This window comes from Mycobacterium szulgai (genome assembly GCF_002116635.1).
Classification (GTDB): domain Bacteria; phylum Actinomycetota; class Actinomycetes; order Mycobacteriales; family Mycobacteriaceae; genus Mycobacterium; species Mycobacterium szulgai.
In genome coordinates, this window is the sequence record NZ_LQPW01000013.1 from 1 (window position 1) to 22,956 (window position 22,956).

Sequence of the window (22,956 nt, forward strand, 5' to 3'; positions counted from 1 at the left end):
GCACGCATCTTTAACGCCGCGTCTACAGCCACCGCGATCTCGGGCAGCGCCGGCGCCGCCGGTGCCACCATTGCCAGCAGCTGAGGAGCTGCTCCCCGGGGTGCCGGCCCCGCCCGCTGTGCCGGTACCCCCGGCGCCTCCCGCACCGCCATTGCCCCACAGCCCGGCGTCACCGCCGCGGCCGCCGGCCATCCCGGCGGCGCCGGACCCGCCCGCGCCGCCGTTGCCCCACAGGATTCCGCCGGGTCCGCCAGGTGCCCCCGTCCCGGGTGCACCGTTCGTGCCGTCACCAATGAGCGGACGCCCCAACAACAGATTCGTGGGCGCGTTGATCACAGCCAGCACGTCATCGACGAGGGTCTGCAATGGGTTGACGCTGGCCGCCTCCGCGGCTGCGTACGCGCTTCCTGCCCCGTTCAAGGCCTGGGCGAACTGAGCGTGAAATGCCGCCGCCTGAGTGCTCAGGGCTTGGTACTGCTGGGCATGCCCGGAAAACAGTGCCGCGATCGCCGCCGACACCTCATCCTCGGCAGCAGCCAGCATCGCGGTGGTCGATCTGGCCGCGGCCGCATTGGCCGTGCTTAAGGACGACCCGATGCCGGCGACGTTCGCCGCCCCCGTCGTCAACATGTCCGTTGCCGCGATCACATACGACATGGTGGTCCTCCCAGCAGGCCGCCCGATGGCCCGTCGCTGAATATGAAGAAGGCAATAAGTATCACAATTCCGGCGCCAGTATTTCGGCTTTTGGTTAAAATTGCGCCGTGCACAATAAATGGCAATTAGCAAATTAGTTGAGCGCAATAAATAAATCTTTATCCGTCGCGCTCGGACCACGAAGCGTTGCGAGACAATGGGGCGATGACTGAGTTTGTGGTACTGCAGGCCGACGTGACCAAGCTCGAGGTGGACGCGATCAGCAACGCAGCCAATACCCAACTTCGCCATGGTGGCGGCGTCGCGGCGGCCATCTCCCGCGCCGGCGGCCCGCAAGTGCAGCGCGAATCGCAGGACAAGGCGCCCATCGGGCTCGGTGAGGCGGTGGAAACGACAGCCGGCGAAATGCCGGCGCGTTATGTAATCCACGCGGCGACAATGGAGCTGGGCGGCCCGCCTTCAGCGGAAATCATCACGCGGGCCACGAATTCCACATTGCGGAAAGCCGATGAACTCGGTTGCCGGTCGCTGGCTTTGGTGGCATTCGGCACCGGCGTCGGAGGGTTTCCGCTCGAGGACGCGGCGCGGCTCATGGCCGACGCGGTTCGGCAATACCCGTCGGCCTGTCTTGAACGCGTGGTGTTCGCCGTCCACGGCGACGATGCCGAGCGGGCGTTCACTGCCGCGCTGCAGGCCTAACCCGGCGACAAATAGCGTTCGACCGAAGCGACTTTCTGCGTCATCGCGTCGGTGGCACCACTTCGCCAGTCTGCCTTGATCACGGTGCTGACGCGGGGTGCGCGGGCGGCCACGGCTGCCACGGCGCGCTGCACGACGGCCATGACTTCTTCCCAGGTCTCGCCTTCGATCACGGTGAACATGGAATCGGTTTTATTGGGCAGACCGGAATCGCGGACCACCCGTACCGCTTCGGCAACGATCTCGCCGACACCCTCGCCCACACCCAGCGGGGTAACCGAAAACGCGACCAGCACAGACATTCGTCTACTGTCGCATGGCAGCATCGAGGCCCATGCGGGTTCTGGTGCAACGGGTCTCATCTGCAGCGGTATCGGTTGACGGTCGAGTGGTGGGCGCCATCCGGCCCGACGGACAGGGCCTGCTCGCATTCGTGGGCGTCACCCACAGCGATGGTCCGGACCAGGCGCAGCGACTAGCCGAAAAGCTCTGGAATCTGCGTATTCTCGCGCAGGAGAAGTCGGCGTCCGACGTCAATGCGCCGATATTGGTCGTCAGCCAGTTCACGCTGTACGCCGACACGGCCAAAGGCCGGCGACCGTCATGGAATGCCGCGGCCCCGGGTGCGGTCGCTGAGCCGTTGGTGGCGACGTTCGCGGATGCGCTGCGGCGTCTGGGCGCACACGTGGAGGCCGGCGTGTTCGGCGCGCATATGGAGGTCGAACTGGTCAACGACGGACCGGTGACGGTCATGCTGGAGCTCTGAGCGGCGGGTACGTTGACCATGATGACGACACCTGAATTCGGCTCGCTGCGCTCCGATGACGATCAGTGGGACATCGTCAGCAGCGTGGGCTACACGGCGCTGCTGGTGGCCGGCTGGCGCGCGTTGCACGCGCTGAGCCCGCGACCACTGGTTCGCGACGAATACGCGCAGCATTTCATCAACGCTTCGGCCGATCCCTATCTCACCGGTCAGCTGGCCAATCCGGGCACCTCGGCGGACGAGACCACGTTCCCGCGGCTCTACGGCGTGCAAACCCGCTTTTTCGATGACTTTTTCACCGTGGCAGGTGACGCCGGGGTGCGGCAGGCGGTGATCGTCGCGGCGGGTCTGGATTCCCGGGCGTACCGTCTGGAATGGTGCTCGGGGACAACGGTTTTCGAAGTCGACCTACCGAAGGTTCTTGAGTTCAAAGGCCGTGTGCTGCGCGAGCAAGGCGCCGAGCCGAAAGCCACCCGAATTGAGGTGGCAGCCGACCTGCGCACCGACTGGCAGGCGCCGTTGAAACAGTCCGGTTTTGATCCGCAGCAACCCAGCGCCTGGTCGGTGGAGGGCATATTGCCCTACCTCACCGACGACGCCCAGCACGCGCTGTTCACCCGCATCGACGAGCTATCTGCGCCCGGGAGCCGGCTTGCCATCGGAGCGCTGGGCTCGCGTCTGGACCACGAGCAGCTGACCGCGCTGGAAGCCAGCCACCCCGGCGTCGACATGTCGGGCAGCGTGAACTTTTCGGCTCTTACCTATGACAACAAAGCCGACCCTGCCGCTTGGCTGGGCGCGCACGGCTGGGCGGTCGAGCCGGTGCAGAACACGCTTGCGCTGCAAGCCGGCTATGGAATGACTCCGCCGGACATAGACGTGAAGCTCGACGGTTTCATGCGCTCGCAGTACATAACGGCAACCAAGCACTAGGGCTTCAGCAGGATCTTCACATCCTCGCCGGTCCGCGACCCCGCCGTCGCGTAACCCTTGGCCGCTTCGTCCAACGGCAGTGTCGTGGTGAAGATACCGTCGACGTCGAGCCGTCCCGCCTGCAGCAGCGGGATCAATTCCGGCCAGGTGCGCTGCACCGGCGCGGTGGTCAGACGCAGGGTGATGCTGCGAATCAGGCAGGACAGGGCGGGAAGCGGAAACGGCTGCAGGTCGTGTACCCCGACTACCGAGACGGTGCCACCGGGCCGCACCGCGCTAAGCGCGTCGGTCAGTGACGCGTCGGTCGCGACTGCATCGATGACCGAGTGGGCGCCTCGGCCGCCCGTCGCGGCCAGAATCGCCTCTGTGGCTGGTGGCTCGACGGGGGTGGCTCCCCATTCCGCCGCACGCTGCCGCCGACCCGCGACCCGGTCGACAGCGAAAACCGTTGCGGCGCCTCGCGCAAACGCGCTGCGCAGTGCGCACAGCCCGACCGCCCCCAAACCGAATATCGCCACCGTGCCGCCGAACGGAATGTCAGCCCGCTGGGCTGCGGCCCAGCCGGTGGCCAGGTTATCGGTCAGCAGCAGCGCCTGCTCGCCGGTGATGCCGTCGGGAATCTTGAGCAACTGGAAGTCGGCGGCGGGTACGGCGAGCAGGTCGGCCTGGGCGCCCCCTAAGATGCCGGAACCGAAGATCTGCAGACCGGAGTAACACATGACCGGATCGCGGGTCGCGCAGCCCGGGCAGGCGCCGCAGCCGGCCACCGACGACACCATCACCAGGTCCCCGACTTTCACGCTGCGCACCTGCGGTCCGGTCTCGACAACTGTGCCGATCGCTTCGTGGCCGAGCGCCACCGACTCGGCGAATGGATATTCGCCTTCGTAGAAATGCAGGTCGGATCCGCAGATGCCGGCCCCCGTGACGGCGATGATCGCTCCGTCGGGCCCGGTGAGCGCCGGATCCGGCCGGGTCACGACATGGATGCTGCCGGGCCCGTCGATGACTACCGTGCGCATGCTGGCGTGCTCACTTTCCTTGTCGCAGAACGAATTGGGACCAATCGGGCTCGCGCACCGCGGCCCAGTATTCGTCGAGGCGCCATGGGCTAACGGTATGGATCTCGCCGTCGGTGTTCTTGAAATAGGAATGTTTGACGGCTGGGTGGGACCACACCATCTTCTTGATTTCGGCTTGGGTCCGCCGATGCCACTCGGCGGCGGCGCCCGGCTTCGGTTCCAGCGAATGCAGATTCTGCTCGGCAAGCTGTTTCAGGCACTGGTCGATGTAGCGCATTTGCAGCTCGGACTGAAAAATCAGGCTGCCCCCGTGTGCCAGGTGCGTCCCGGGCCCGTAGATGAGGAACAGGTTCGGGAACTGTGGAACTGTGACGCCGAGGTAGGCGTAGGGGCGGTTACCCCACATGGTGTGTAGATCAATTCCGTTGCGGCCGAGTATCTTCAGCGGCCATAAGACATCGGTATGACGAAAGCCGGTAGCGTAGACGATAACGTCGGCGTCGTGCGTCATGCCGTCCTGGGTGACGATGCCATGGGGCGTGATCCGCTGAATCGGGGTGCGAATCAGCTCGACGTTCTCACGTTGCAGCGTTTGCAGCCAGCTGCCGTTGTCCTGCAGGGTGCGTTTGCCGGTGGCGGGATAGTCGGGCATCACCTTGGCCAGCAGATTGTCACTCTCGCCCACCTGGCTGGTGATCCACTGGGAGAACATCATTCGGGCTGCGGCGTTGATATCGCTGACGGCGTAGTCCTGGTCGGCGTAGTTGGGATCGCTGCGCGCCGCGTCGAGTCCCTTGTCGGAGCCCGGCCACAGCACCAGGAAGCGATACCACCGCGCGTAGAACGGGAGATGGCGCATCGCCCAGCGCATGCCGTCGCCGACTCGGTCGTGATACATCGCGTTGGGAAACATCCACTGTGCGGTGCGCTGGAACACGCTGAGGTGCTTGACAATTCCTGCGATGGCGGGCGCGATCTGGAAGCCGCTGGCGCCGGCGCCGATCAGCGCGACCCGCTTGCCGGTCAGGTCGACCGAATGGTCCCAGGCGGCGGAGTGAAACGCCGGTCCGGCGAAGGTGTCGGCGCCCTCGAAATCCGGTATGCAGGGCCGGTTTAACTGCCCCACCGCGGTGATGACGGCCCGCGCATGCAGCGTGCTGATCCGGCCGTCGGCCCCGCGAACCGACACGTTCCAGATGCCCGGGTGATCGTCCCATTCCGCCGACAACACCTCGGTGTTCCACCGCACGTGCTGCGCCAGCGCATGTTTGTTCATCACCTTGGTGAAGTAATCCCGCAACTCGGACTGCTCGGCGAAGAAGTGCGTCCAGTCGTTGTTGGGTTCGAAGCTGTAGCAATAGAAATGGTTCGCCACGTCCACACGGGCACCGGGATAGCTGTTCTCCCACCAGGTTCCGCCGGGGCCGGGGTTCTTTTCCACGATGGTGAACGGAATGTTGGCTTGGCTGAGCCGGATTCCGGCCAGGATCCCGGACTCACCACATCCGATGACGAGAACCGGCAGCCGTGCGGCGGGCTCCTTCGGCACGGGGGCAGGGCGGCGCGGATCGGCGCCCTCGAGGTCGATTTCTTCCAGCAGCAGCGGTACATAGTCGTCGGGAACATGCTCGCAGGCAGCCCAATCCATCATCTCCCGGACCAGCTCCGGCCGCAGCGGCGCTGGCTCCGGACAGCCGCGATCGCGATAGTCGCTGATCACCGGTAATGCCGCAGCGCGTGCGCGAGCCTTGTCGTCCTCGGACATGAAACCCTGAATTTCGTTGAGGAAGACGCCCATCTGCTTGAAGTCGCGGATGTAACGAGGGTCGCCGGTGATGTGCACCAGCGAGAGCAGCAGCGTCGGGATGCTCACGTCCTGCAGCGCGGCCGCAATCTCGGCGGTGGACGTGGTGAAGGGCAGGCCGGCGTAAAGGCTGCGCATCGAGCCGATCCTTTCGGGTGAACTACAATTACGCTACCCCCGGTGTCGTAATTGCGAGCAATACGCTACCCGCGGTGCCTTCGTCGATCAAGAGTCGGCTAACGGGTTGGCGTGGGACCATCTGCTCATGAACGAGGACGACCCCGAGCAGCGCATCGCGGAGTTGGAGCGCCAGTTGGCCAACCAGCGGCGCATCGCGGAGCTGGAGCGCCAGCTGGCCGAGGCGAGGGCGGCCGCCGGCGCGGACGAACCCGGGTACGGCGGCGACGAGGAGCACGCTCGGCGGTACGCGCAGTCGTTGCTGGACGGTTTGCGCACCGGCGGTTCGGCGGGGCCGCAGGGTCCGTCGGGGCCGGAAATGGATCAGATCCGGCAGGCATTGCAGCGCGCCGCAGCCGATGCGGGCATGTCGCAATCGAAGCTCAACGATGCGCTGCAACACGCGAACGTGACGATCAAAACGAGTCACTCGGTCGTCTACCCGGCAGACGGACCGGTCGATTTCGGCGGCCAGGCCGACTTCGCTCCGCAAGGCCCGCGAGGTAAGTCCAAGGGGGCCGATCGTATCGGGACGATCATCGGGGTGGTCGGCGGGCTGCTCGGCGTGTGCGTCGGCGGCGCGGCGGCGTTGACCGCGTTGTTCCCGTCCAGTGCGCTATGGATGAGCCCGATCGTCTGTCGCCGCCCATACGAGTTGGCGTACAACACCTCTCATTACAGCTACAAGCCTGGCCAGTCGGGAACCAGCGTGAGCTTCCAATGTGTCAGCGGCGCTGACGCCTACGACGTGAACAGCCTTGCAATCGGCGGAGTGCAATCGCTGCTCATCGCGCTAGTGGTCGGTATTGCTGTGGTCGCCGTCCGTATGATCCGGAGTCGCTTGCGCAACAACGCTTAAATCATTTGTAACACAAGCTATTTCAGCGCTATAGCGACTTGTGTGAGACGTCGGCGACCAGGCCGCCGTCCATCACGAACTCGGCCGCGGTCGCATACGAGGACTCGTCGCTGGCGAGAAACAGTACGAACATCGACACTTCCTGGGGCTCCCCCGGCCGTCCCAGCGGGATGTTGAGCAGATCCTGCGGGAGCTTCGCGGTCATCGGGGTGCGGATGAAGCCGGGGTGAATGGAATTGACGCGGATGTTGTTGGGCGCCAACTCCAGCGCCGCCGATTTCGTCAGCCCGCGAACCGCCCACTTGGAGGTCACATACCCGTGCACCCATGCGGCGCCCCGCAACCCCTCGATGGACGAGATGTTGATGATGGAACCGCCGCCGGCGGCGATCATCGGATCCACGACGGCCTGGATGCCCAATAGCGTGCCAGTGACGTTGACGTCCAGGATCTGCTGCCACTTGGCCAGGTCGAAAGTCTTGAGCGGACCGTAGTTCACGATCCCGGCGTTGTTGACCAGGACGTTGAGCGTGCCGAATTCCCGCACCGCCGCGGCTGCCGCTGCCGTCCACTGGTCGGGCTGCGTCACGTCGAGATGCACATAGCGCGCCGCGTCGCCCAACTCGTCGGCCAGCGACTGACCTTCGTGGTCAAGGATGTCGCCGATGACGACCTTGGCGCCTTCGGCGACCAGCAGCCGCGCGTGGGACTCCCCCATTCCCCGGGCGGCGCCGCTGATCAGTGCAACTTTCGTGTCCACTCGTCCCATGACCGGCCAGGCTACCGCAGGGCGCTAGAACCTGTTCTAATTAGCCGGTTCGGCCTCGGTACGTATCGGGCGGTTGCGCAGGTAACCTTTGCCCACCGGAGGTGAATACGCATCGTGGCTTCGCTCCTCACCGCATGCGGCGGGTTCCTGCTCGCGGTTTTGTGGATGGACCTGATTTTCGACGTGCAGGTACGCAAGCATGGTCCCGAACTGCCCGAACCCGTGCTGGCCTCCATTGCGGGCTACTACTACCGAGCCACGACCACGTCGCGCCCGATGAGCCGACTGATTGCGGTAGTCATGGTCATCCTGTTGGGCGCGTTAGGGATTCAGGCAGTAAACGGTTACGACCCGGCCTGGTTGCTGGTCACTTCGTCCGGTCTAGCGGGTCTCCCGGTCCTGCTGGCGCTCACGCACACCGTCCCCAGCGCGGTCCGGCTGGGAAATCGCACCGGCACCGCGCTCGAGCAAAGCCGCCTGGCGCGGTCTGTTTACCGGGATCACGTTTTCTGTGCGGGGTGCATGCTGGGATTCCTGGTTCTATGGACCACGCATACCCTGCTGTTTTGACCATTGGGCGCAAAACGATGATGGGTAGTAGTCGTCACGCGGCACACCTGGCTGGCCACGGCGGCGTCATCCGTACTAAACTAGAACACGTTTCAATTTGCGTAATTTCGTAGCATCGGTTTGAGCTTCCCAGGAGCAGGTATGCACACCGCCATATGCGACCAACTCGGTATCGAGTTTCCGATCTTCGCTTTCACCCATTGCCGCGATGTCGTCGTCGCTGTGAGCAAAGCCGGCGGCTTCGGCGTGCTCGGCGCCGTCGGCTTCACCCCGGAGCAGCTGGAAATCGAACTCAAGTGGATCGACGAGAACATCGGTGACCATTCGTACGGGGTCGACATCGTCATCCCGAACAAATACGAAGGCATGGACTCGCACCTGTCGGCTGAAGAGCTGACCAAGACGCTGCAGTCGATGGTGCCTCCGGAGCATCTCGAGTTCGCCCGCAAAATCCTTGCCGATCATGGCGTTCCGGTCGAAGACGCCGCCCACGACAGCCTCCAGCTCCTCGGCTGGACCGAGGCTACCGCCACCCCGCAGGTCGAGGTGGCACTGCAGCACCCGAAGGTGACGATGATCGCCAACGCGCTGGGTACCCCGCCGGCCGAGATGATCAAGCACATCCATGCCGAGGGGCGAAAAGTCGCCGCCCTGTGTGGCTCTCCGTCACAGGCCCGCAAGCATGCCGATGCGGGCGTGGACATCATCATCGCCCAGGGCGGCGAGGCTGGCGGGCACTGCGGCGAGGTCGGCTCCATCGTGCTATGGCCCCAGGTCGTCAAGGAGGTCGCCCCGGTACCGGTGCTGGCAGCCGGCGGTATCGGCAGTGGCCAGCAGATCGCCGCGGCGTTGGCGCTCGGTGCCCAGGGAGCGTGGACCGGTTCGCAGTGGCTGATGGTCGAGGAAGCTTCGAACACCCCAATTCAGCAAGCCGCGTACGTAAAGGCGAGCAGCCGTGACACCGTGCGTAGTCGCTCGTTCACCGGTAAGCCGGCCCGCATGCTGCGCAACGACTGGACGGAGGCCTGGGAGCAGCCCGACAACCCGAAGCCGCTGGGCATGCCGCTGCAGTACATGGTCTCCGGCATGGCGGTGCGCGCGACGAACAAATACCCGAACGAGACCGTCGACGTCGCCTTCAACCCAGTCGGTCAGGTGGTCGGTCAGTTCAGCAAGGTCGAGAAGACGTCTGCCGTGATCGAGCGCTGGGTGCAGGAGTACCTCGAGGCGACCACCCGGCTCGACGAACTCAACGCTGCCGCGGCCGTCTGATGCGGCCTTGGCCGGCCAGTCTCAGTCGAGGTCGTCGTCGTCCCCGCCGGTGAACACCTCTTTCACGCGGTCGACCGCATGGGTACCGATCTCGATGGAGTTTTGCACGATGCCGCTGGCGCCGCCCGCGATGTCGCCGCGGATGATGTCGCTGGCGTTTTCGACGATGTCCGACGCCTTTTCTACGGCGTTGGTCGCGATGTCACGGACCGCGTCGACCGCATCTTTAGGATTGAAGCCCATCGGAGTCTCCTATTCATTGGCGAACGCCTGTTACGACTGTAGACCGGACGAAGCCGTCCAACCGGAGCCACCGGGTCAGTAGTCGACCAGGGTTCGCCAGTAGTCTTCCTGTATTTCCGCACCAGACCGCAGTACTCGCGCCAGGCCCGCGGCCATGGCGATTCCGAGCAAGCCGAGCCAAAGTCCGGCCAGCCCGATGACCCACCACAAAACGGTGGTCACCGCCGGCCACGGCGAGAGGACGGCGAGCACGGGTGCGAAGAAGAAGCCGGCCCCGATGTACCACGCCGACCCGGCGCGGTCAGAAGCCAGCACGAAACGCAACCACCGCGGTACGGGTGATTGGGCAGGCTGGCGGTCGCGCGTCATGGCTCAGGCGGGAAGAATCCTGCCCCGGTGAACCAGCCCTCCTGCCACCCCTGAGCTCCCAGGCAGAGCATCGGCAGGCCGGCCGGAGATTGGGCCGCTGCTTGCGGCTTCGGGCAGGGTGCACCGATCTGCTGAACGCCGTACAAAGGGTAGGAGATTACCCAATAGCCGGTGTCGGCCGCCGGGAACTGGTTGGGCGGCGGGAAGTGGCAGGCCTCGGCCTGACCGCTGGGGCCACGCCCGAATATGAAGCGTTCGTAGTTGTCGCAGGGAGCGCCGAGTGAGGCGTCGTAATTCATCCCCGGTACATCCCCCGGCCATCGCCCGTTGTCGGCGCCGGCGACGGGCGCTACAGCGATTGCGGCCCCCGCGACCGCTGCGGCGGCGAGCATTTCGCGAATCATGTTCCACCCCTCTATGGCGCCGGCGAGTTTCACCAAAGCATAACGATTGTGGCATCGCCCACAAGGCCATTATCGTCTTTGCCGGATGCACGGGCTAGCCGTTGCCGGACATGCTGTCTTGCTGCGCATTCGCGGGAAGGGTGTACCCGATGACGGTCGAGTTTCGCCTACTCGGTGACGTCGAAGTACGTGTTGATGAGCGGCGGCTGGAGATCGGCCATGCGCGCCGCCGCTGTGTGTTGGTTGCGTTGCTGATCGATGTGAACCACCCCGTCTCGCCGGAGCAGTTGGTCGATCGGGTGTGGTCGGATCGACCGCCGCGGCGCGCGCGGAACTCGTTGGCGGGCTATGTGTCTCGGCTGCGAACCCTGCTTGCCGATGCCGGGGGTGTGGTGATTTCGCGGGGGCCGGCCGGATACATGCTCGGCACCCATGCGTTGTCGGTGGATTTGCATCGCTTCCGGCATCTGGCAGCTCAAGCGCGCACGACCGCGGATCCGGTGCAGGCGGCGGCGTTGTTCGAACGCGCGCTGGGCGAGTGGTCTGGTGAACCGTTTATGTTCCTGGACACCCCGTGGTTTAACGAAGTTCGCAGCGGCGTACAGGCCGAACGCTTCGCGGTGGAACTGGACCGCAACGATGCCGCCCTGCGCGCCGGACGCCATGCCGATTTGCTCGCGGACCTCATCGCGGGCCTGTCCGCGCACCCGCTCGACGAGCGGTTGGCCGCACAGTTGATGCTGGCCCAGTACCGCTGTGGCCGGCAGGCTGATGCGCTGGACACCTATCGTCAGACGCGGACGCGGCTGATCGAGCAACTCGGCGTCGAACCCGGCCAGCTGCTCAGCCAGGTTCATCAACGGATCCTCGCCGGCGAGGCCGACAGCGACCAGGCCGTGCGGCGCGGCGGACCCGCAGCCGATGCCGGGTCATCGCGTGCGCTCGCCGGCGACGGGCACAAGTTGGCAGTGCTGCGCCGAACCACGAGCTTCGTCGGCCATGAAGAGGAGTTGGCGCGCACCGTTGCCGCGTTGCGGGCGGGCCCGCTGGTGACGCTGACCGGTGTCGGTGGTGTGGGCAAGACACGGCTGGCCTTCGAGGTCGCGCGGCGTGAGCAGGATCGCTTCGCCGACGGCGTGTGGGTGTGCGAATTGGGGCCGGTCGAGCGCGGTGACGCCGTGGGACACACTGTGGCCGCTGCCTTTCGGGTGCAACAGCACCGCGGCCTGGATATCGAAGCGTCGGTGATCGAGTATCTGCGGTCCCGTGAGCTTTTGTTGGTGGTCGACAACTGCGAGCATGTGCTCGAGGCCGCCGCGGACTTGGTGGAGCGAATCGTGCAGCAGTGTCCGGGAGTTTTGGTGCTGGCGACCAGCAGACAGCCGCTCAGTGTCGAGGGTGAACACATGGTTGTCATCGAGCCGTTGCCGGTGCACGACGCGACGCGCCTGTTCGCCGATCGGGCCCAGGCCGGCCGGCCGGACTTCAATTTCGATGTGCAGCCCATCGATGCGGTGGCCGAGATTTGCCGGCGGGTCGATTGTCTGCCGTTAGGTGTGGAGTTGGCGGCCGCGCGGATGCGGGTGATGAGTGCCCCGGATGTGGTTCGTCGGCTGGATCGGTTGGGTTTTCTGCGGGGTGCGGTGCGCGGGGCGCCGGCCCGCCAGCAGAGCCTGGCCGCGACGATCGATTGGTCATATCGACTGTTGGCCGAACCCGAGCAGGCGTTGTTCGCCCGGCTTTCGGTGTTCGCGGGATCCTTTGACCTCGACGCGGCCCACGCGGTCTGCGGGCCTGACGGATCGCGCGAGGACGACACGCTCGACTTGCTTGCCGGTCTGGTCGACAAGTCGATGGTGGTGGTGCGCAATATCACCGACCGCACGCGCTATTCCGTCCTGGAAACGCTGCGTGCCTATGGTCGGGAACGCCTGCAGGAGCAAGGGATTGACAACCAATTGGCCAAGCGCCACGCGCTCTACTTCACCGAGCTCGCCGCGCAGACCGGGGCCGGTTTGCACACCGCACAGGAGCGGGACTGGGTCGAGCGCATGCTGCCCGACTACGACAACCTGCGGGTCGCGTTCGAGCGGGCTATGTCCGACAACGAACTCGAAATGGGTATGCGGCTGGTTGCGTCGGTTGCCGAGCTTGTCGGCCTGCGCATCGGTTTCGAGGTAGCGGAATGGGCCGAGCGCCTCATCGCTATGGCAGATCCTGCCCATCCTTTGTTCGTCGCCGTGGTGGGTACGGCTGCCCGCGGTGCGTGGAACGGTGGAAACCCGTCGCGCGCGCGTGCGTTGGTGGCTTTGGTCAACGGACGGATTCCTGACCGCGGGGCCGCGCGCATCGCCTACCCAGCCGACGTGCAGGCCGACATGGCCCTGTTCAGCGACGATCCGTATGCCGCTTGGGTGCACTGGGATAGCGAGGCGTTGCGCGCCCGCCGCGAGGGCGACCCAATCCGTTTGGTGCAGTCGGTTTCCGCGCTGGCCGTCGGTCAGGCTGCGCTGGGTAACCCGGATGCCGCCTTGACCGTCACCGAGGAGTCGGTGGCGATCGCTGACAGCACAGGCAACCCGACAGCGCAGTCGATGGCTTATTTCTCGCTTGGATACCTGCTGAAGAAGTCCGAACCCGAGCGCGCGATCTTCCTGTTCGACGAGGCAGCGCGATTAGCCGGGGATGTGCAGAATCGGTGGTGGTTCGGCATCGCGTTGATGGAAGGTGCCGCCACGCGTGCAGTGCACGGCGATCCCGCGGAAGCGGCGCGCATGTTCATCGACGTGCTCGACCATTGGGAGCGGGTCGGCGACTGGGTCGAGCAGTGGGTCACACTGCGTTACATCACCCGATTCCTGGCCAGACTCGGAGCCGAGGAAGATGCGCTGTTTCTGCACTGCATGGTCGTCACCGCCGGAAAGCGTCCGCCGCTGCGCACCGAGCAATTAGGTGGTCTCGTCGATCGTTTGGGCAGTGAGGTTTTCGTGACTTACCGCGAAACGAAGGTCGCAGCCGCGAAAACCGTCGCCCGGGCGCGTTCCTGCCTGCAACGGTATGCCGAACACCCGGCCGTGCCGGTGGTGTGACGCAGACTGGTCGTTCTGGTAAGCCGCTCGACCAGCGCATTCAACAATTGGTCAAGTAGTTGTGAACGCTCATCGCGCACAGTGGCCGGCGGATCAGTGAACGAGCTGAATGCGGCGTGTGGTTGTGAAGGAGCGTCGATCGATGAGTACCCACCTGTGCGATCCGGATTCGGTGATGGATGCCGCCGAAAGCCTTGTGGGACACGGTGGGATGGAGGCATTGACGCTTCGTGCGGTCACCACGGTCACCGGCGCATCGATGGCAGCGATCTACCAAATGTATGGCTGCCTCGAGTGTCTGATCGGGCAAGCCTGGCTGCGCGCAGCGCGGCGTTTTCTCGGACTGCTCAGCACTTTGGTGGGACGAGGCGCACGCTTGCGGCACTCCACTTGACGGGGTGTTCGCGGCGGCGGAAACCTCGCTCGTCTATCCGCGGCGATACCCGCGATCGGGAGCGCTGCTGTGGGCATTGAGTCGCCAAGAACTGCTCACTCTGGCATTACCTGACGAGATCGTCGACCAATTGCGCAGTGTGGACCACGAATTCGCGGAGTCCATCACGCGCCTTTCGCTCGACGTGTGGGACCGCAAAGACGATCGAGCGCTTCGCCTGATCTCGGCCTGCGTCATCGACCTTCCCGGGCGTATCCTCATCGGGCGTCGGCGCTACAGCGTGAGTGTGGTCCGCGAATATCTTCGTGCCGCGATCCGGGGAATCGTCGAGGCCGGCCCGCCACCGGTCGATCTGTGAGCTGCAAATGCGCGTCAACCTGCGCATTTCAGCATTATCCATGCTTTATGCATGCCTAGCCGGGCACAGTAACACGCGTCCATCAGTGACATGCAGAACTGTGCGATGCGGCGGCCCGCATCACCGGGAAGAAGGAGCGTCAACCTATGTTGAGTTCTCAGCGATGGGATCCCGACCCGGTTATCGACGTCGCGCTGGATGCCACTGAAAGTCTTGTCAGCCGTGCTGGACTCGACGCCTTGACTATTCGCGCGGTTGCCAGGCTCACCGGTTTCTGCACGGCCGAGATCTATCAAACGTACGGGTCGCGAGAAGGCCTGATCGGTCATGCGTGGCTGCGTGCCGCGCGACGTTTCGCCGGGTTGCTGACCTCGTTGATCGATCGGGCACATTCCGATGGCACACCGCTCGATGAGGTGCTGGCCGCAGCGGAGACCTCGCTTGTGTATCCCACGCGCTACCCGCAATCGGGTGCACTGCTGCTACTTATCAGCCGAGAAGAGTTGCTCGGCTTGGCGATACCTGACGCAATCACCGATCAGCTGCGCGAGGTGGACGAACAATTCACCGCGGCGGTCACGCGCCTAGCGCTGGGAATGTGGAACCGCACCGACGCTCACGCGCTTGACCTTATTTCGGTGTGCGTGATCGACCTTCCCAAGCGCATCCTCACCAGAGGTACCCGGTACAGCAACAGCCTTTTGCAGGCATACCTGTGTGCTGCTGTTCGGGGAGTGATGCAGGCCGGCCCACCCCCGATGGAGCCAGGTTTCTGCGCCGACCTGAACTGGTCGCCGCTGCACCGCGGCGAACCTGTCGCACTCGCCGGCTGCGTCAACACCGGCTAGGCAGCCGAACCGGCCGAACGGCCGACGGGCCGGTAGACACAGATGAGGACGCCGGTGCCGGTCGCAGTCGACGAAACCAGCTCGAGCGGGCGGGCGTGACCATCGGACGGGAACAGTCGCTTGCCGCCGCCCAGCAGGATCGGCTCGATCATCAGCCGGTATTCGTCGACAATGTCATGGGCGATCAGTTGTGCGGCCAGCTACGCGCTGCCCATCACTTGGATCGCCCCGCTATCTTGCTTGCCGTCTTGCGCCTTCAGCCGGGCCTATGGCACCGATCGCATCGTCGGCGGGCAGCAGGGTGGACCCCGGCCAGCTGAGGTCTTGGTCAGTCAGCGTCCGCGACGCCACGTACTTGGGGATTGTGTTCATCCGGTCGGCGAACGGGTCGCCGGCCCGGGTGGGCCAGGCCGCCGCCATCGTCTGCCAGGTGCGACGGCCGAACAGGAAGGCCTGCGTGCTGTCCAGTAGCTCGCTGATGACCGGTCCCATTCTCTCGGGCTCGAAGTAATGCATAGACCAGCCACCGTTGCCGAATCCGCCATCGGTGTCCTCTTCCGGTCCGCCCGGGGCCTGGAGCCCCGTCCAGACTCATGAAGTCGCTCACAACGATTCGCATCACCGATGCCCTTTCGGTAACCGGTGCTCTCCCGGTCTAGACCGCCGACGTGCCCAAAACTCATCGGTGTCGCCGCAATGCTTCCCAACTTCGGTGTAGCAATGGATTATTGGCACCAGAAAACCACGAGACATCGCCGTATCGAGGAGTAGGCCTGTGACCGCCGCAGAATCCAAGACCACGCCGACGCCCAATCTGCCTCCCGGGTTCGATTTCACCGACCCAGATATCTATGCCGAGCGGTTACCGGTGGAAGAGCTGGCCGAAATGCGGCGCACCGCACCGATCTGGTGGAACGAGCAGCCGATCGGCGTCGGCGGATTCGATGACGGCGGCTTTTGGGTGGTGTCCAAGCACAAGGACGTCAAAGAGATCTCGCTGCGCAGCGATGTCTTCTCGAGTCTGGAGAAGACGGCTTTGCCGCGCTACAAAGACGGCACGGTCGGCGAGCAGGTCGAGCGGGGCAAGTTCGTCCTGCTCAATATGGATGCCCCGCAGCACACCCACCTGCGCAAGATCATCTCCCGTGGCTTCACTCCGCGCGCCGTCGAACGTCTGCGCGAGGATCTCAACGAGCGCGCGCGGCGCATCGTCGAGATAGCCGCGGCCCAGGGAACGGGCGACTTCGTTGAACAGGTGTCGTGCGAATTGCCGCTGCAGGCCATCGCCGGGCTGCTGGGGGTACCGCAGGAGGACCGGATGAAGCTGTTCCACTGGTCCAACGAAATGGTGGGCGACCAGGATCCGGAGTTCGCCACCAACGACGCCATGACCGCTTCGGTCGAGCTGATCATGTATGCCATGCAGATGGCCGCGGATCGGGCTAAGAACCCCGGCGAGGACATCGTCACCAAACTGGTCCAGGCCGACATCGACGGGCACAAGCTTTCCGAGGACGAATTCGGCTTCTTCGTCATTCTGCTGGCCGTCGCCGGCAACGAGACGACGCGCAACTCCATCACTCAGGGCATGATGGCCTTCACCGAGTTCCCCGATCAGTGGGAGCTGTACAAGAAGGAGCGCCCGGCCACCACGGCCGACGAGATCGTCCGCTGGGCCACCCCGGTCACCTCGTTCCAGCGCACCGCGTTAGAGGACTACGAACTGTCCGGAGTACAGATCAAGAAGGGACAGCGAGTGGTGATGGTGTACCGCTCGGCCAATTTCGACGAGGACGTGTTCGATGACCCTTTCACCTTCAATATCCTGCGAAACCCCAACCCACACGTGGGATTTGGCGGTACCGGCGCTCACTACTGCATAGGCGCCAATCTGGCGCGGATGACGATCGACTTGATGTTCAACGCGATCGCCGACGCCATGCCCGATCTGGAATCGATTGGAAAACCCGAGCGGCTGCGCTCTGGCTGGCTCAATGGAATCAAACACTGGCAGGTGGACTACCACAGCAACGGGGGCGGCAATTGCCCTGTGGCGCACTAGGATAGCCGTGACCACGCACCGCGCTGCCCAAATCCAGTCACCGGGCGCATCGCTAAAGGTCGTTGACGCCGAAACCACTGCGCCCGGTCGCGACTGGGTTCGTGTATCGGTCTCGGCGTGTGGCGTATGCGGCACTGATCGGGCGTTCGTCAACGGCGGCTTTCCAGACATCCCGTGGCCCCTGACCTTGGGGCACGAAATCGCCGGCACCATAGCCGAACTCGGCGCCGGCGTCGTCGGCTTCGCCGTCGGTGACCGAGTGGCGATCGGTTGGTTCGGCGGACACTGCAACCAGTGCATCCCTTGCCGGCAGGGCGATTTCATCCATTGCGCAAACATGAGAGTGCCGAGCTGGCACTACCCCGGCGGATACTCGGAATCGGTGACGGTGCCGGCCAACGCGCTGGCACGGATACCGTCCGAGCTTTCCTTCGTCGAAGCCGCCCCGATGGGCTGTGCGGGGGTGACGACGTACAACGCGCTGCGCCACACCGCTGCGCGGCCCGGCGACCGGGTTGCGGTCCTGGGCGTCGGCGGTCTCGGGCACCTGGCGGTGCAATTCTCCCGCGCCATGGGGTTTGAGACCATTGCGATTGCGCGCGGTGCCGCCAAAGCCGAGGACGCACGCCAGCTCGGTGCCCATCACTACATCGACTCCACCAATGAGGATGTCGGAGCGGCCATGCAGGCACTCGGCGGAGCAGCCGTCGTACTGGCAACCGCCGGCAATTCACAAGCCATGGCAGAAACGGTGGGCGGGCTGGCGCCGCGCGGCGAACTCATCGTCGTGGGTGTCAGCGCCGAACCACTGCCGATCAGTCCGGCGCAACTGATCGGGCCGGGCCTCACAGTCACCGGCCACCCGTCCGGCACCGCCCGCGACGTCGAGGAAACCATGCATTTCGCGGTGTTGTCAGGCGTGCGGGCCTGGAGTCAGCAACGACCGCTGTCGGAGGCGGCCGAAGGGTACGCGGACATGGAGCAGGGACGGTCGCGCTACCGCACGGTTCTCACCGTGTGACCCGGACCGGGGTCGAATAAAGTCATTGCGTGGGCGACGTGTGGACCCTGGATTCGGCAGCCGGCGAGTTGCTCCTGCATACCGGTGTCGCGGGCCGGGCCGCGAGCATGGGCCATCGGCTCACGATCGCGATGACCCGATGGCGCGCCACGGTGAGGTGGGCGGACGGAGAACCAATCGCCGCAGAGCTTGCGGTCGAGGTGAATTCGCTGGAAGTGCTGCGCGGCGAGGGTGGCATCAAAGGCTTATCCGGGCCCGAGAAGGGCCTGGTTCGAGCAAACGCACTGAGGTCGCTCGACGCGGGCCGCTATCCCGATATCCGCTTCGTCGCTGCGGCCATCGACAAGACGGCCGACGGTTACCGGCTGAACGGAACGCTGCATATCCGTGCGGCCACGCGTGAGCACGTAATCGATTTGCGCACGGATGATCTCGGCGACTCCTGGCGGATGTCGGCGCAATCAACCGTCAAGCAGTCCGATTACGGTGTCAAGCCCTACTCGCTGATGATGGGGTCGCTTCGGGTTACCGACGACGTGGCCGTGTCCTTCACCGCGGTTCACGTCAAGGACGATTGATCCAATGATGTTGCGACGTAATCGAATAGCCGCAGGTAGCAGGTGAAGGAGCGCCGATAATGCAATCCGAGGTTTATCCGGTCCGGGTCCGCGGTGATCTCGATCCCGCGTTGTCGCGCTGGCAGTGGCTGGTCAAGTGGATTTTGGCGGTACCGCACTACATCGTGCTGATTTTCTTGCACATCGCGGCGGCGGTGATCACGGTGGTCGCATTTTTTGCGATCCTGTTCGCCGGCAAGTACCCGCGGGTGCTTTTCGAGTTCAATGTCGGAGTGCTCCGCTGGCGTTGGCGCGTCGGCTTTTACGCATTCTCGGCGCTGGGAACGGATCGATACCCGCCGTTCAGTCTGCGGCCGAAAGCCGATTATCCCGCCGACTTGACGGTTGACTATCCGCAGCGCCTGCATCGGGGCCTGGTGTTGATCAAGTGGTGGCTGCTGGCCCTTCCCCACTACCTGATCCTGGCCGTCTTCTTCTCCGGCGGATGGCGGGTTTTCATGGTGCACCGCCATGAGTGGGTAGGTTTGCGGCTGCCGTCATTGCTGGCGATGCTGCTGCTCGCGGCGGTAGTGGCCCTGCTATTCACCGGTCGCTATCCCCGCGGCCTGTACGACCTCGTGCTCGGGATCAACCGATGGGGTTTCCGGGTACGCGCCTACGCCGCGCTGCTGTGCGACGAGTATCCGCCGTTTCGGCTCGACATGGGAGCTCGTGAACCAGAGCCCACACCGGCAGCCCAAACCGCCCCCTGACGCCTACTCCGGCGGGCGGGTCCCGGTGTCCCCGTAGGTGCCGGGGATGTGCTCGAGCACTCTGGTCAAGATCAGGCCGTTGGTCGGATCCGTGCGCGGGGCCAGCCCGCTTGGCTGTTCATCCGGCGCGGATTCGGTGAGCTGTTCGCCGGCGGTCAGGCGGATGGGCTCCTGCTGTGCCGGGGTTGGGGCCGGTGTTGGTGCCGGGGCCTTGGTTGCCACCGCTTCTGCGATCGGTGGCGTGGGCTTGTGCATCGGGTGTTGCGCCATTGCGGTGTCTTTCACCGGAGTCAGCTGGAGGCCAACGGCCAGCGACACCGAGGCGACAAAGGTCACCGCGGCCGCCGCCAGCGTGGTCGCGGCCCCGGTATAGGACAACTGCCGGGATCGGTCGGCCGCGACGACGGGCTCGGCGGCGTCGGCCACCAGCTGCGCGTCGGTGAATTCGGTGCTCTGGGCCGCCGCCAGGGCCGCGCCCCGAGCGACCGTCACCTGCGCCATCGTCTGCGCGAAAACCGGCACCGGCAGCGCCCGTTCCAGCCGCCAGGAAAAGTCGCTGACGTCACGGTCGGAACCGACCACAACCACTCCGGAGGGGCGCCACGCGTTGCGATCGAACATCCCGGAAAGCCAGGACGTCAAACCGTTGAAACCGCCGCGCACATGCTTAACGGCCGTCTGGGTCTCCCCGTCGTGGGTATCGACCATGACCACCGTGGCCCACTCGTGCTCGAGAATGCACACCGCGGTCTGCTCATAGCCGATGACGGGTGCGATGGCCTGCGCCAAGGTCTCGACGGCATCAAGCATGCGAACCTGCACGACGTTGTCGAAACCAGCGTCGGTCAGCGCCTCCAGTAGCAGCGCCGCCTGCGCCGATGCTTCGTCGTTCCAGGTCACACCGATGACGCGTAGCCGATGGTTGTTCGCGGTGGCGATATCACTGGCCCGCATCACCTCCGCGGCTATCTGCTCGGCGGTGGTGACGGCGCGTACACCACGGCCGCCGTGCAGTTCCTGCTCGTGGTGGTCGAGTATGTTGCCGTCTGCGTCATGTCCTTCTGCAAGGACCCACCCAACAGTGGTCGGCGTGATTGATAGCCCAAGTACCGTATCCAAAATTTTTCGCACCTCAATCGGTCCCGGACCGCGACGTATCCGGTGCCCATGCATGAAGCACCACGGGACGGGGTGCGTTGTGCGTGAGCGCCGGAACGGGACGGGATAACCCGGGATGGCTTCGTCTCCATCGGCTTGCTTCGAGCGAGCCTACGCGGTCTGCGCAAGTTCGGCTGCCCCAGTATGCACAAACCCGGAGGGCCGCTGAGCGGGATCAACCGGGCGGCCGCGGTCGTCGATTTTGCTTAGTTACGTCCGTGTAAGACGCCGCTGGCGTCGCTTATATCCCGGTTCCAAATGCATAACGATGCATAACGCGTGCATAACACCGGCGTGTGCGCCGTTTATCGGCGCCGGGCGGGGGTTATAACGAATGCGGTTAACCGTCGCGGGCTCACATAACACAGTTGCTGGGCTCGCGGCGAAAACCGATATCGAACTGAAACGTGTTTGCGTCCCGATCGACATTCGGCCTATTCACGCGGTAAGTTCTGCCGGGAGCACGACCACATAAGGAACTAAGGGGCACAGGTATGACAGAGGTGAGCGGGAAGCTAAGGGCCTGGGGACGCCGATTTTTAGTCGGCGCGGCTGCGGCTGCAACCCTGCCGGGTCTGGTCGGACTCGCTGGCGGAGCGGCGACCGCGGGAGCATTCTCCCGGCCAGGTTTGCCGGTCGAGTACCTGCAGGTGCCGTCACCGTCAATGGGTCGCAGCATCAAGGTCCAGTTCCAAAGCGGCGGGGACAACTCCCCCGCGGTCTACCTGCTCGACGGCCTGCGCGCCCAGGACGACTACAACGGCTGGGACATCAACACCCCCGCGTTCGAGTGGTACTACCAGTCGGGCCTGTCGGTCATCATGCCGGTCGGCGGCCAATCCAGCTTCTACAGTGATTGGTACAGCCCGGCCTGCGGTAAGGCCGGCTGCCAGACCTACAAGTGGGAAACCTTCCTCACCAGCGAGCTGCCCCAGTGGCTGTCGGCGAACCGGAGCGTCAAGCCCACCGGCAGCGCCGCGGTCGGCATCTCGATGGCCGGCTCGTCGGCCCTGATTCTCGCCGTCTACCACCCGCAGCAGTTCATCTACGCCGGCTCGCTGTCGGCCCTGATGGACCCCTCGCAGGGAATGGGGCCCAGCCTCATCGGCCTCGCGATGGGTGACGCAGGCGGTTTCAAGGCCGCCGACATGTGGGGTCCCTCCAGCGACCCGGCCTGGGCGAGGAATGACCCGTCGCTGCACATCCCCGAGCTGGTCGCGAACAACACGCGGCTCTGGGTCTACTGCGGTAACGGCAGGCCCTCCGACCTGGGTGGCGCCAACCTGCCCGCCGAGTTCCTGGAGAACTTCGTCCGCAGCAGCAACCTGAAGTTCCAGGACGCCTACAACGCCGCGGGCGGTCACAACGCCGTCTTCAACTTCCAGTCCGACGGCACACACAGCTGGGAATACTGGGGTGCTCAGCTCAACGCTATGAAAGGCGACCTGCAGGGCGCGCTGGGCGCTCGCTGACGGCCTAACCCTCACTGCACTACCGCAACTGCGCTTGACGGGCCGATCGATGGGCCGTCAAGCGCAGTTGCGTATTTACAGTTGCGTATTTAGCGGGTACCGGTGAACTGGCTGGTGATGTCGATCCAGGCCGTCGGGTCCTTGCGATGATCATTGATGTTCCGGCACTGCCCGTAGACGCGCATTTCCCCCACTCTCGGTTCCTCGACACGGCGGTAGATGACTGCCGTGACGTCGTCCTTGACCACCGTCCTGCCGAACACGTGCTGGTTTGGTGGCGAACCTTCCGCCCAGCCGTGGCTGACCAGCTTGGCGGCCAGCTCGCCGAAGTAGGCGTCGGTGCGTGCATCGGCCGGCAGAGCGAAGGTCAGATGAACCGCGCCCTGGTAGGGCGGACCGTCCTGGTTCTTACACGACATGACCAGATAGCCCGCGGTCGTGGTCTGCAGTCCGGCGGCGGTGACGATTTGCCTGGCCGAGTCGACAACCTGCGCTTGGGTCTGTTCGTCGGAGACCGGATGGGCGGGATGCTCGAGGGCGCCGGCGGCCGACGAATGCAACGTGTCGGTCAGCAGCACCGCAATACCGAGCAGCAGTGAGGTTGCGAGAGCAGCGGCCAGCACCGGCCGTGCTCCCGGCCTGCGCAGCCAAGCCGCATTCCTGGCCTCATGCCGGCTCAT

The 22,956-nt window shown here is 64.7% G+C and carries 27 protein-coding genes; 15 read left to right on the forward strand and 12 right to left on the reverse strand.

Annotated elements, in window-relative coordinates:
• Positions 1–657: PE family protein (locus AWC27_RS02990; protein WP_139836735.1), on the reverse strand; the 657-nt coding region annotated here is incomplete at its 3' end.
• A gap of 204 nt (positions 658–861) precedes the next feature.
• Between AWC27_RS02990 and AWC27_RS02995 the strand changes: the two genes are divergently transcribed.
• Positions 862–1,356, forward strand: coding sequence for a macro domain-containing protein (locus tag AWC27_RS02995; RefSeq protein WP_085669131.1), 495 nt, complete (start codon positions 862–864; stop codon positions 1,354–1,356).
• Here AWC27_RS02995 and AWC27_RS03000 read toward each other — a convergent pair.
• Positions 1,353–1,658 (reverse strand): MTH1187 family thiamine-binding protein, encoded by a 306-nt coding sequence (locus AWC27_RS03000; protein WP_085669132.1) that lies wholly within the window; start codon positions 1,656–1,658, stop codon positions 1,353–1,355. The genes AWC27_RS02995 and AWC27_RS03000 overlap by 4 nt on opposite strands.
• Positions 1,659–1,690: 32 nt before the next feature.
• On the opposite strand from AWC27_RS03000, the gene dtd reads away from it, so the two are divergent.
• Both dtd and AWC27_RS03010 read left to right on the forward strand, forming a co-directional pair.
• On the forward strand, positions 1,691–2,122 hold the full coding sequence (gene dtd / locus AWC27_RS03005; protein WP_085669133.1) for a D-aminoacyl-tRNA deacylase: 432 nt from the start codon (positions 1,691–1,693) through the stop codon (positions 2,120–2,122).
• A gap of 21 nt (positions 2,123–2,143) precedes the next feature.
• On the forward strand, positions 2,144–3,055 hold the full coding sequence (locus AWC27_RS03010; protein WP_085669227.1) for a class I SAM-dependent methyltransferase: 912 nt from the start codon (positions 2,144–2,146) through the stop codon (positions 3,053–3,055).
• On the opposite strand, the gene AWC27_RS03015 is transcribed toward AWC27_RS03010, so the two are convergent.
• Together AWC27_RS03015 and AWC27_RS03020 are read right to left on the reverse strand one after the other, a co-directional pair.
• Entirely contained in the window at positions 3,052–4,077 is a 1,026-nt protein-coding gene (locus AWC27_RS03015) for a zinc-binding dehydrogenase (RefSeq protein WP_085669134.1), read from the reverse strand. The genes AWC27_RS03010 and AWC27_RS03015 overlap by 4 nt on opposite strands.
• Before the next feature lie 10 nt (positions 4,078–4,087).
• Entirely contained in the window at positions 4,088–6,019 is a 1,932-nt protein-coding gene (locus tag AWC27_RS03020; RefSeq protein ID WP_085669135.1) for a flavin-containing monooxygenase, read from the reverse strand.
• A gap of 127 nt (positions 6,020–6,146) precedes the next feature.
• Here AWC27_RS03020 and AWC27_RS03025 point away from each other — a divergent pair, with 127 nt between their 5' ends.
• Positions 6,147–6,917, forward strand: coding sequence for a hypothetical protein (locus AWC27_RS03025; RefSeq protein WP_085669136.1), 771 nt, complete (start codon positions 6,147–6,149; stop codon positions 6,915–6,917).
• Between the two features lie 28 nt (positions 6,918–6,945).
• Here AWC27_RS03025 and AWC27_RS03030 read toward each other — a convergent pair whose 3' ends face one another.
• Positions 6,946–7,686, reverse strand: coding sequence for a glucose 1-dehydrogenase (locus tag AWC27_RS03030; RefSeq protein ID WP_085669137.1), 741 nt, complete (start codon positions 7,684–7,686; stop codon positions 6,946–6,948).
• Between the two features lie 114 nt (positions 7,687–7,800).
• Between AWC27_RS03030 and AWC27_RS03035 the strand changes: the two genes are divergently transcribed.
• Positions 7,801–8,256: a hypothetical protein gene (locus tag AWC27_RS03035; protein WP_085669138.1), complete on the forward strand. Its 456-nt coding sequence runs from the start codon at positions 7,801–7,803 to the stop codon at positions 8,254–8,256.
• Positions 8,257–8,397: 141 nt separating this feature from the next.
• Positions 8,398–9,528 (forward strand): nitronate monooxygenase, encoded by a 1,131-nt coding sequence (locus AWC27_RS03040; RefSeq protein ID WP_085669139.1) that lies wholly within the window; start codon positions 8,398–8,400, stop codon positions 9,526–9,528.
• Between the two features lie 21 nt (positions 9,529–9,549).
• On the opposite strand, the gene AWC27_RS03045 is transcribed toward AWC27_RS03040, so the two are convergent.
• The 3 genes from AWC27_RS03045 to AWC27_RS03055 all read right to left on the reverse strand — a co-directional run bounded on the left by AWC27_RS03045 (position 9,550) and on the right by AWC27_RS03055 (position 10,544).
• Positions 9,550–9,771 carry an Rv1893 family protein gene (locus AWC27_RS03045; RefSeq protein ID WP_083116053.1) on the reverse strand — a complete coding sequence of 74 codons (222 nt, stop codon included), beginning with the start codon at positions 9,769–9,771 and terminating at the stop codon, positions 9,550–9,552.
• 75 nt (positions 9,772–9,846) lie between these two features.
• The gene (locus AWC27_RS03050) at positions 9,847–10,140 is read right to left on the reverse strand and encodes a hypothetical protein (RefSeq protein WP_085669140.1); all 294 of its coding nucleotides are present in this window, start codon (positions 10,138–10,140) and stop codon (positions 9,847–9,849) included.
• Positions 10,137–10,544 (reverse strand): hypothetical protein, encoded by a 408-nt coding sequence (locus AWC27_RS03055; RefSeq protein WP_085669141.1) that lies wholly within the window; start codon positions 10,542–10,544, stop codon positions 10,137–10,139. Before AWC27_RS03055 ends, AWC27_RS03050 begins: the two co-directional genes overlap by 4 nt.
• Before the next feature lie 149 nt (positions 10,545–10,693).
• On the opposite strand from AWC27_RS03055, the gene AWC27_RS03060 reads away from it, so the two are divergent.
• The 4 genes from AWC27_RS03060 (at position 10,694) to AWC27_RS03075 (ending at position 15,233) form a co-directional block, all read left to right on the forward strand.
• The gene (locus AWC27_RS03060) at positions 10,694–13,633 is read left to right on the forward strand and encodes an AfsR/SARP family transcriptional regulator (protein ID WP_085669142.1); all 2,940 of its coding nucleotides are present in this window, start codon (positions 10,694–10,696) and stop codon (positions 13,631–13,633) included.
• A gap of 142 nt (positions 13,634–13,775) precedes the next feature.
• A complete protein-coding gene (locus tag AWC27_RS03065; protein WP_085669143.1) occupies positions 13,776–14,027 on the forward strand; it encodes a hypothetical protein in 252 nt (83 codons plus the stop codon).
• 4 nt (positions 14,028–14,031) lie between these two features.
• Positions 14,032–14,385 carry a hypothetical protein gene (locus AWC27_RS03070; RefSeq protein ID WP_085669144.1) on the forward strand — a complete coding sequence of 118 codons (354 nt, stop codon included), beginning with the start codon at positions 14,032–14,034 and terminating at the stop codon, positions 14,383–14,385.
• A gap of 146 nt (positions 14,386–14,531) precedes the next feature.
• The gene (locus AWC27_RS03075) at positions 14,532–15,233 is read left to right on the forward strand and encodes a TetR/AcrR family transcriptional regulator (RefSeq protein ID WP_085669145.1); all 702 of its coding nucleotides are present in this window, start codon (positions 14,532–14,534) and stop codon (positions 15,231–15,233) included.
• On the opposite strand, the gene AWC27_RS31450 is transcribed toward AWC27_RS03075, so the two are convergent.
• The gene (locus AWC27_RS31450; protein ID WP_211281547.1) at positions 15,230–15,385 is read right to left on the reverse strand and encodes a dihydrofolate reductase family protein; all 156 of its coding nucleotides are present in this window, start codon (positions 15,383–15,385) and stop codon (positions 15,230–15,232) included. The genes AWC27_RS03075 and AWC27_RS31450 overlap by 4 nt on opposite strands.
• Positions 15,386–15,464: 79 nt before the next feature.
• Positions 15,465–15,749 (reverse strand): dihydrofolate reductase family protein, encoded by a 285-nt coding sequence (locus AWC27_RS31455; RefSeq protein ID WP_211281543.1) that lies wholly within the window; start codon positions 15,747–15,749, stop codon positions 15,465–15,467.
• A gap of 259 nt (positions 15,750–16,008) precedes the next feature.
• Here AWC27_RS31455 and AWC27_RS03085 point away from each other — a divergent pair, with 259 nt between their 5' ends.
• The 4 genes from AWC27_RS03085 to AWC27_RS03100 are packed head-to-tail and all read left to right on the forward strand — an operon-like array spanning position 16,009 to position 19,646.
• A complete protein-coding gene (locus AWC27_RS03085; protein WP_085669146.1) occupies positions 16,009–17,295 on the forward strand; it encodes a cytochrome P450 in 1,287 nt (428 codons plus the stop codon).
• 7 nt (positions 17,296–17,302) lie between these two features.
• On the forward strand, positions 17,303–18,316 hold the full coding sequence (locus AWC27_RS03090) for an alcohol dehydrogenase (RefSeq protein ID WP_085669147.1): 1,014 nt from the start codon (positions 17,303–17,305) through the stop codon (positions 18,314–18,316).
• Positions 18,317–18,354: 38 nt separating this feature from the next.
• Entirely contained in the window at positions 18,355–18,894 is a 540-nt protein-coding gene (locus AWC27_RS03095) for a YceI family protein (RefSeq protein WP_085669228.1), read from the forward strand.
• Between the two features lie 59 nt (positions 18,895–18,953).
• Positions 18,954–19,646, forward strand: a complete 693-nt coding sequence (locus tag AWC27_RS03100) for a DUF4389 domain-containing protein (RefSeq protein ID WP_085669148.1) — start codon at positions 18,954–18,956, stop codon at positions 19,644–19,646.
• 3 nt (positions 19,647–19,649) lie between these two features.
• On the opposite strand, the gene AWC27_RS03105 is transcribed toward AWC27_RS03100, so the two are convergent.
• On the reverse strand, positions 19,650–20,765 hold the full coding sequence (locus AWC27_RS03105) for a DUF7159 family protein (protein WP_085669229.1): 1,116 nt from the start codon (positions 20,763–20,765) through the stop codon (positions 19,650–19,652).
• 533 nt (positions 20,766–21,298) lie between these two features.
• Here AWC27_RS03105 and ag85B point away from each other — a divergent pair.
• Positions 21,299–22,276 carry a diacylglycerol acyltransferase/mycolyltransferase Ag85B gene (ag85B, locus tag AWC27_RS03110; protein ID WP_085669149.1) on the forward strand — a complete coding sequence of 326 codons (978 nt, stop codon included), beginning with the start codon at positions 21,299–21,301 and terminating at the stop codon, positions 22,274–22,276.
• 89 nt (positions 22,277–22,365) lie between these two features.
• On the opposite strand, the gene AWC27_RS03115 is transcribed toward ag85B, so the two are convergent.
• Entirely contained in the window at positions 22,366–22,956 is a 591-nt protein-coding gene (locus AWC27_RS03115) for a hypothetical protein (protein ID WP_211281544.1), read from the reverse strand.

Excerpts from the sequence above, each read along its gene's own strand:
- AWC27_RS03000 (WP_085669132.1), bottom strand. The coding sequence starts at position 1,658 with ATGTCTGTGCTGGTCGCGTTTTCGGTTACCCCGCTGGGTGTGGGCGAG.
- ag85B (WP_085669149.1), top strand. The coding sequence starts at position 21,299 with ATGACAGAGGTGAGCGGGAAGCTAAGGGCCTGGGGACGCCGATTTTTA.
- AWC27_RS31450 (WP_211281547.1), bottom strand. The coding sequence starts at position 15,385 with ATGATCGAGCCGATCCTGCTGGGCGGCGGCAAGCGACTGTTCCCGTCC.
- AWC27_RS31455 (WP_211281543.1), bottom strand. The coding sequence starts at position 15,749 with ATGCATTACTTCGAGCCCGAGAGAATGGGACCGGTCATCAGCGAGCTA.
- dtd (WP_085669133.1), top strand. The coding sequence starts at position 1,691 with ATGCGGGTTCTGGTGCAACGGGTCTCATCTGCAGCGGTATCGGTTGAC.
- AWC27_RS03025 (WP_085669136.1), top strand. The coding sequence starts at position 6,147 with ATGAACGAGGACGACCCCGAGCAGCGCATCGCGGAGTTGGAGCGCCAG.
- AWC27_RS03060 (WP_085669142.1), top strand. The coding sequence starts at position 10,694 with ATGACGGTCGAGTTTCGCCTACTCGGTGACGTCGAAGTACGTGTTGAT.
- AWC27_RS03045 (WP_083116053.1), bottom strand. The coding sequence starts at position 9,771 with ATGGGCTTCAATCCTAAAGATGCGGTCGACGCGGTCCGTGACATCGCG.
- AWC27_RS03020 (WP_085669135.1), bottom strand. The coding sequence starts at position 6,019 with ATGCGCAGCCTTTACGCCGGCCTGCCCTTCACCACGTCCACCGCCGAG.
- AWC27_RS03010 (WP_085669227.1), top strand. The coding sequence starts at position 2,144 with ATGACGACACCTGAATTCGGCTCGCTGCGCTCCGATGACGATCAGTGG.
- AWC27_RS03075 (WP_085669145.1), top strand. The coding sequence starts at position 14,532 with ATGTTGAGTTCTCAGCGATGGGATCCCGACCCGGTTATCGACGTCGCG.
- AWC27_RS03065 (WP_085669143.1), top strand. The coding sequence starts at position 13,776 with ATGAGTACCCACCTGTGCGATCCGGATTCGGTGATGGATGCCGCCGAA.
- AWC27_RS03115 (WP_211281544.1), bottom strand. The coding sequence starts at position 22,956 with ATGAGCCGGCATGAGGCCAGGAATGCGGCTTGGCTGCGCAGGCCGGGA.
- AWC27_RS03055 (WP_085669141.1), bottom strand. The coding sequence starts at position 10,544 with ATGATTCGCGAAATGCTCGCCGCCGCAGCGGTCGCGGGGGCCGCAATC.
- AWC27_RS03100 (WP_085669148.1), top strand. The coding sequence starts at position 18,954 with ATGCAATCCGAGGTTTATCCGGTCCGGGTCCGCGGTGATCTCGATCCC.
- AWC27_RS03030 (WP_085669137.1), bottom strand. The coding sequence starts at position 7,686 with ATGGGACGAGTGGACACGAAAGTTGCACTGATCAGCGGCGCCGCCCGG.
- AWC27_RS03015 (WP_085669134.1), bottom strand. The coding sequence starts at position 4,077 with ATGCGCACGGTAGTCATCGACGGGCCCGGCAGCATCCATGTCGTGACC.
- AWC27_RS02995 (WP_085669131.1), top strand. The coding sequence starts at position 862 with ATGACTGAGTTTGTGGTACTGCAGGCCGACGTGACCAAGCTCGAGGTG.
- AWC27_RS03050 (WP_085669140.1), bottom strand. The coding sequence starts at position 10,140 with ATGACGCGCGACCGCCAGCCTGCCCAATCACCCGTACCGCGGTGGTTG.
- AWC27_RS03040 (WP_085669139.1), top strand. The coding sequence starts at position 8,398 with ATGCACACCGCCATATGCGACCAACTCGGTATCGAGTTTCCGATCTTC.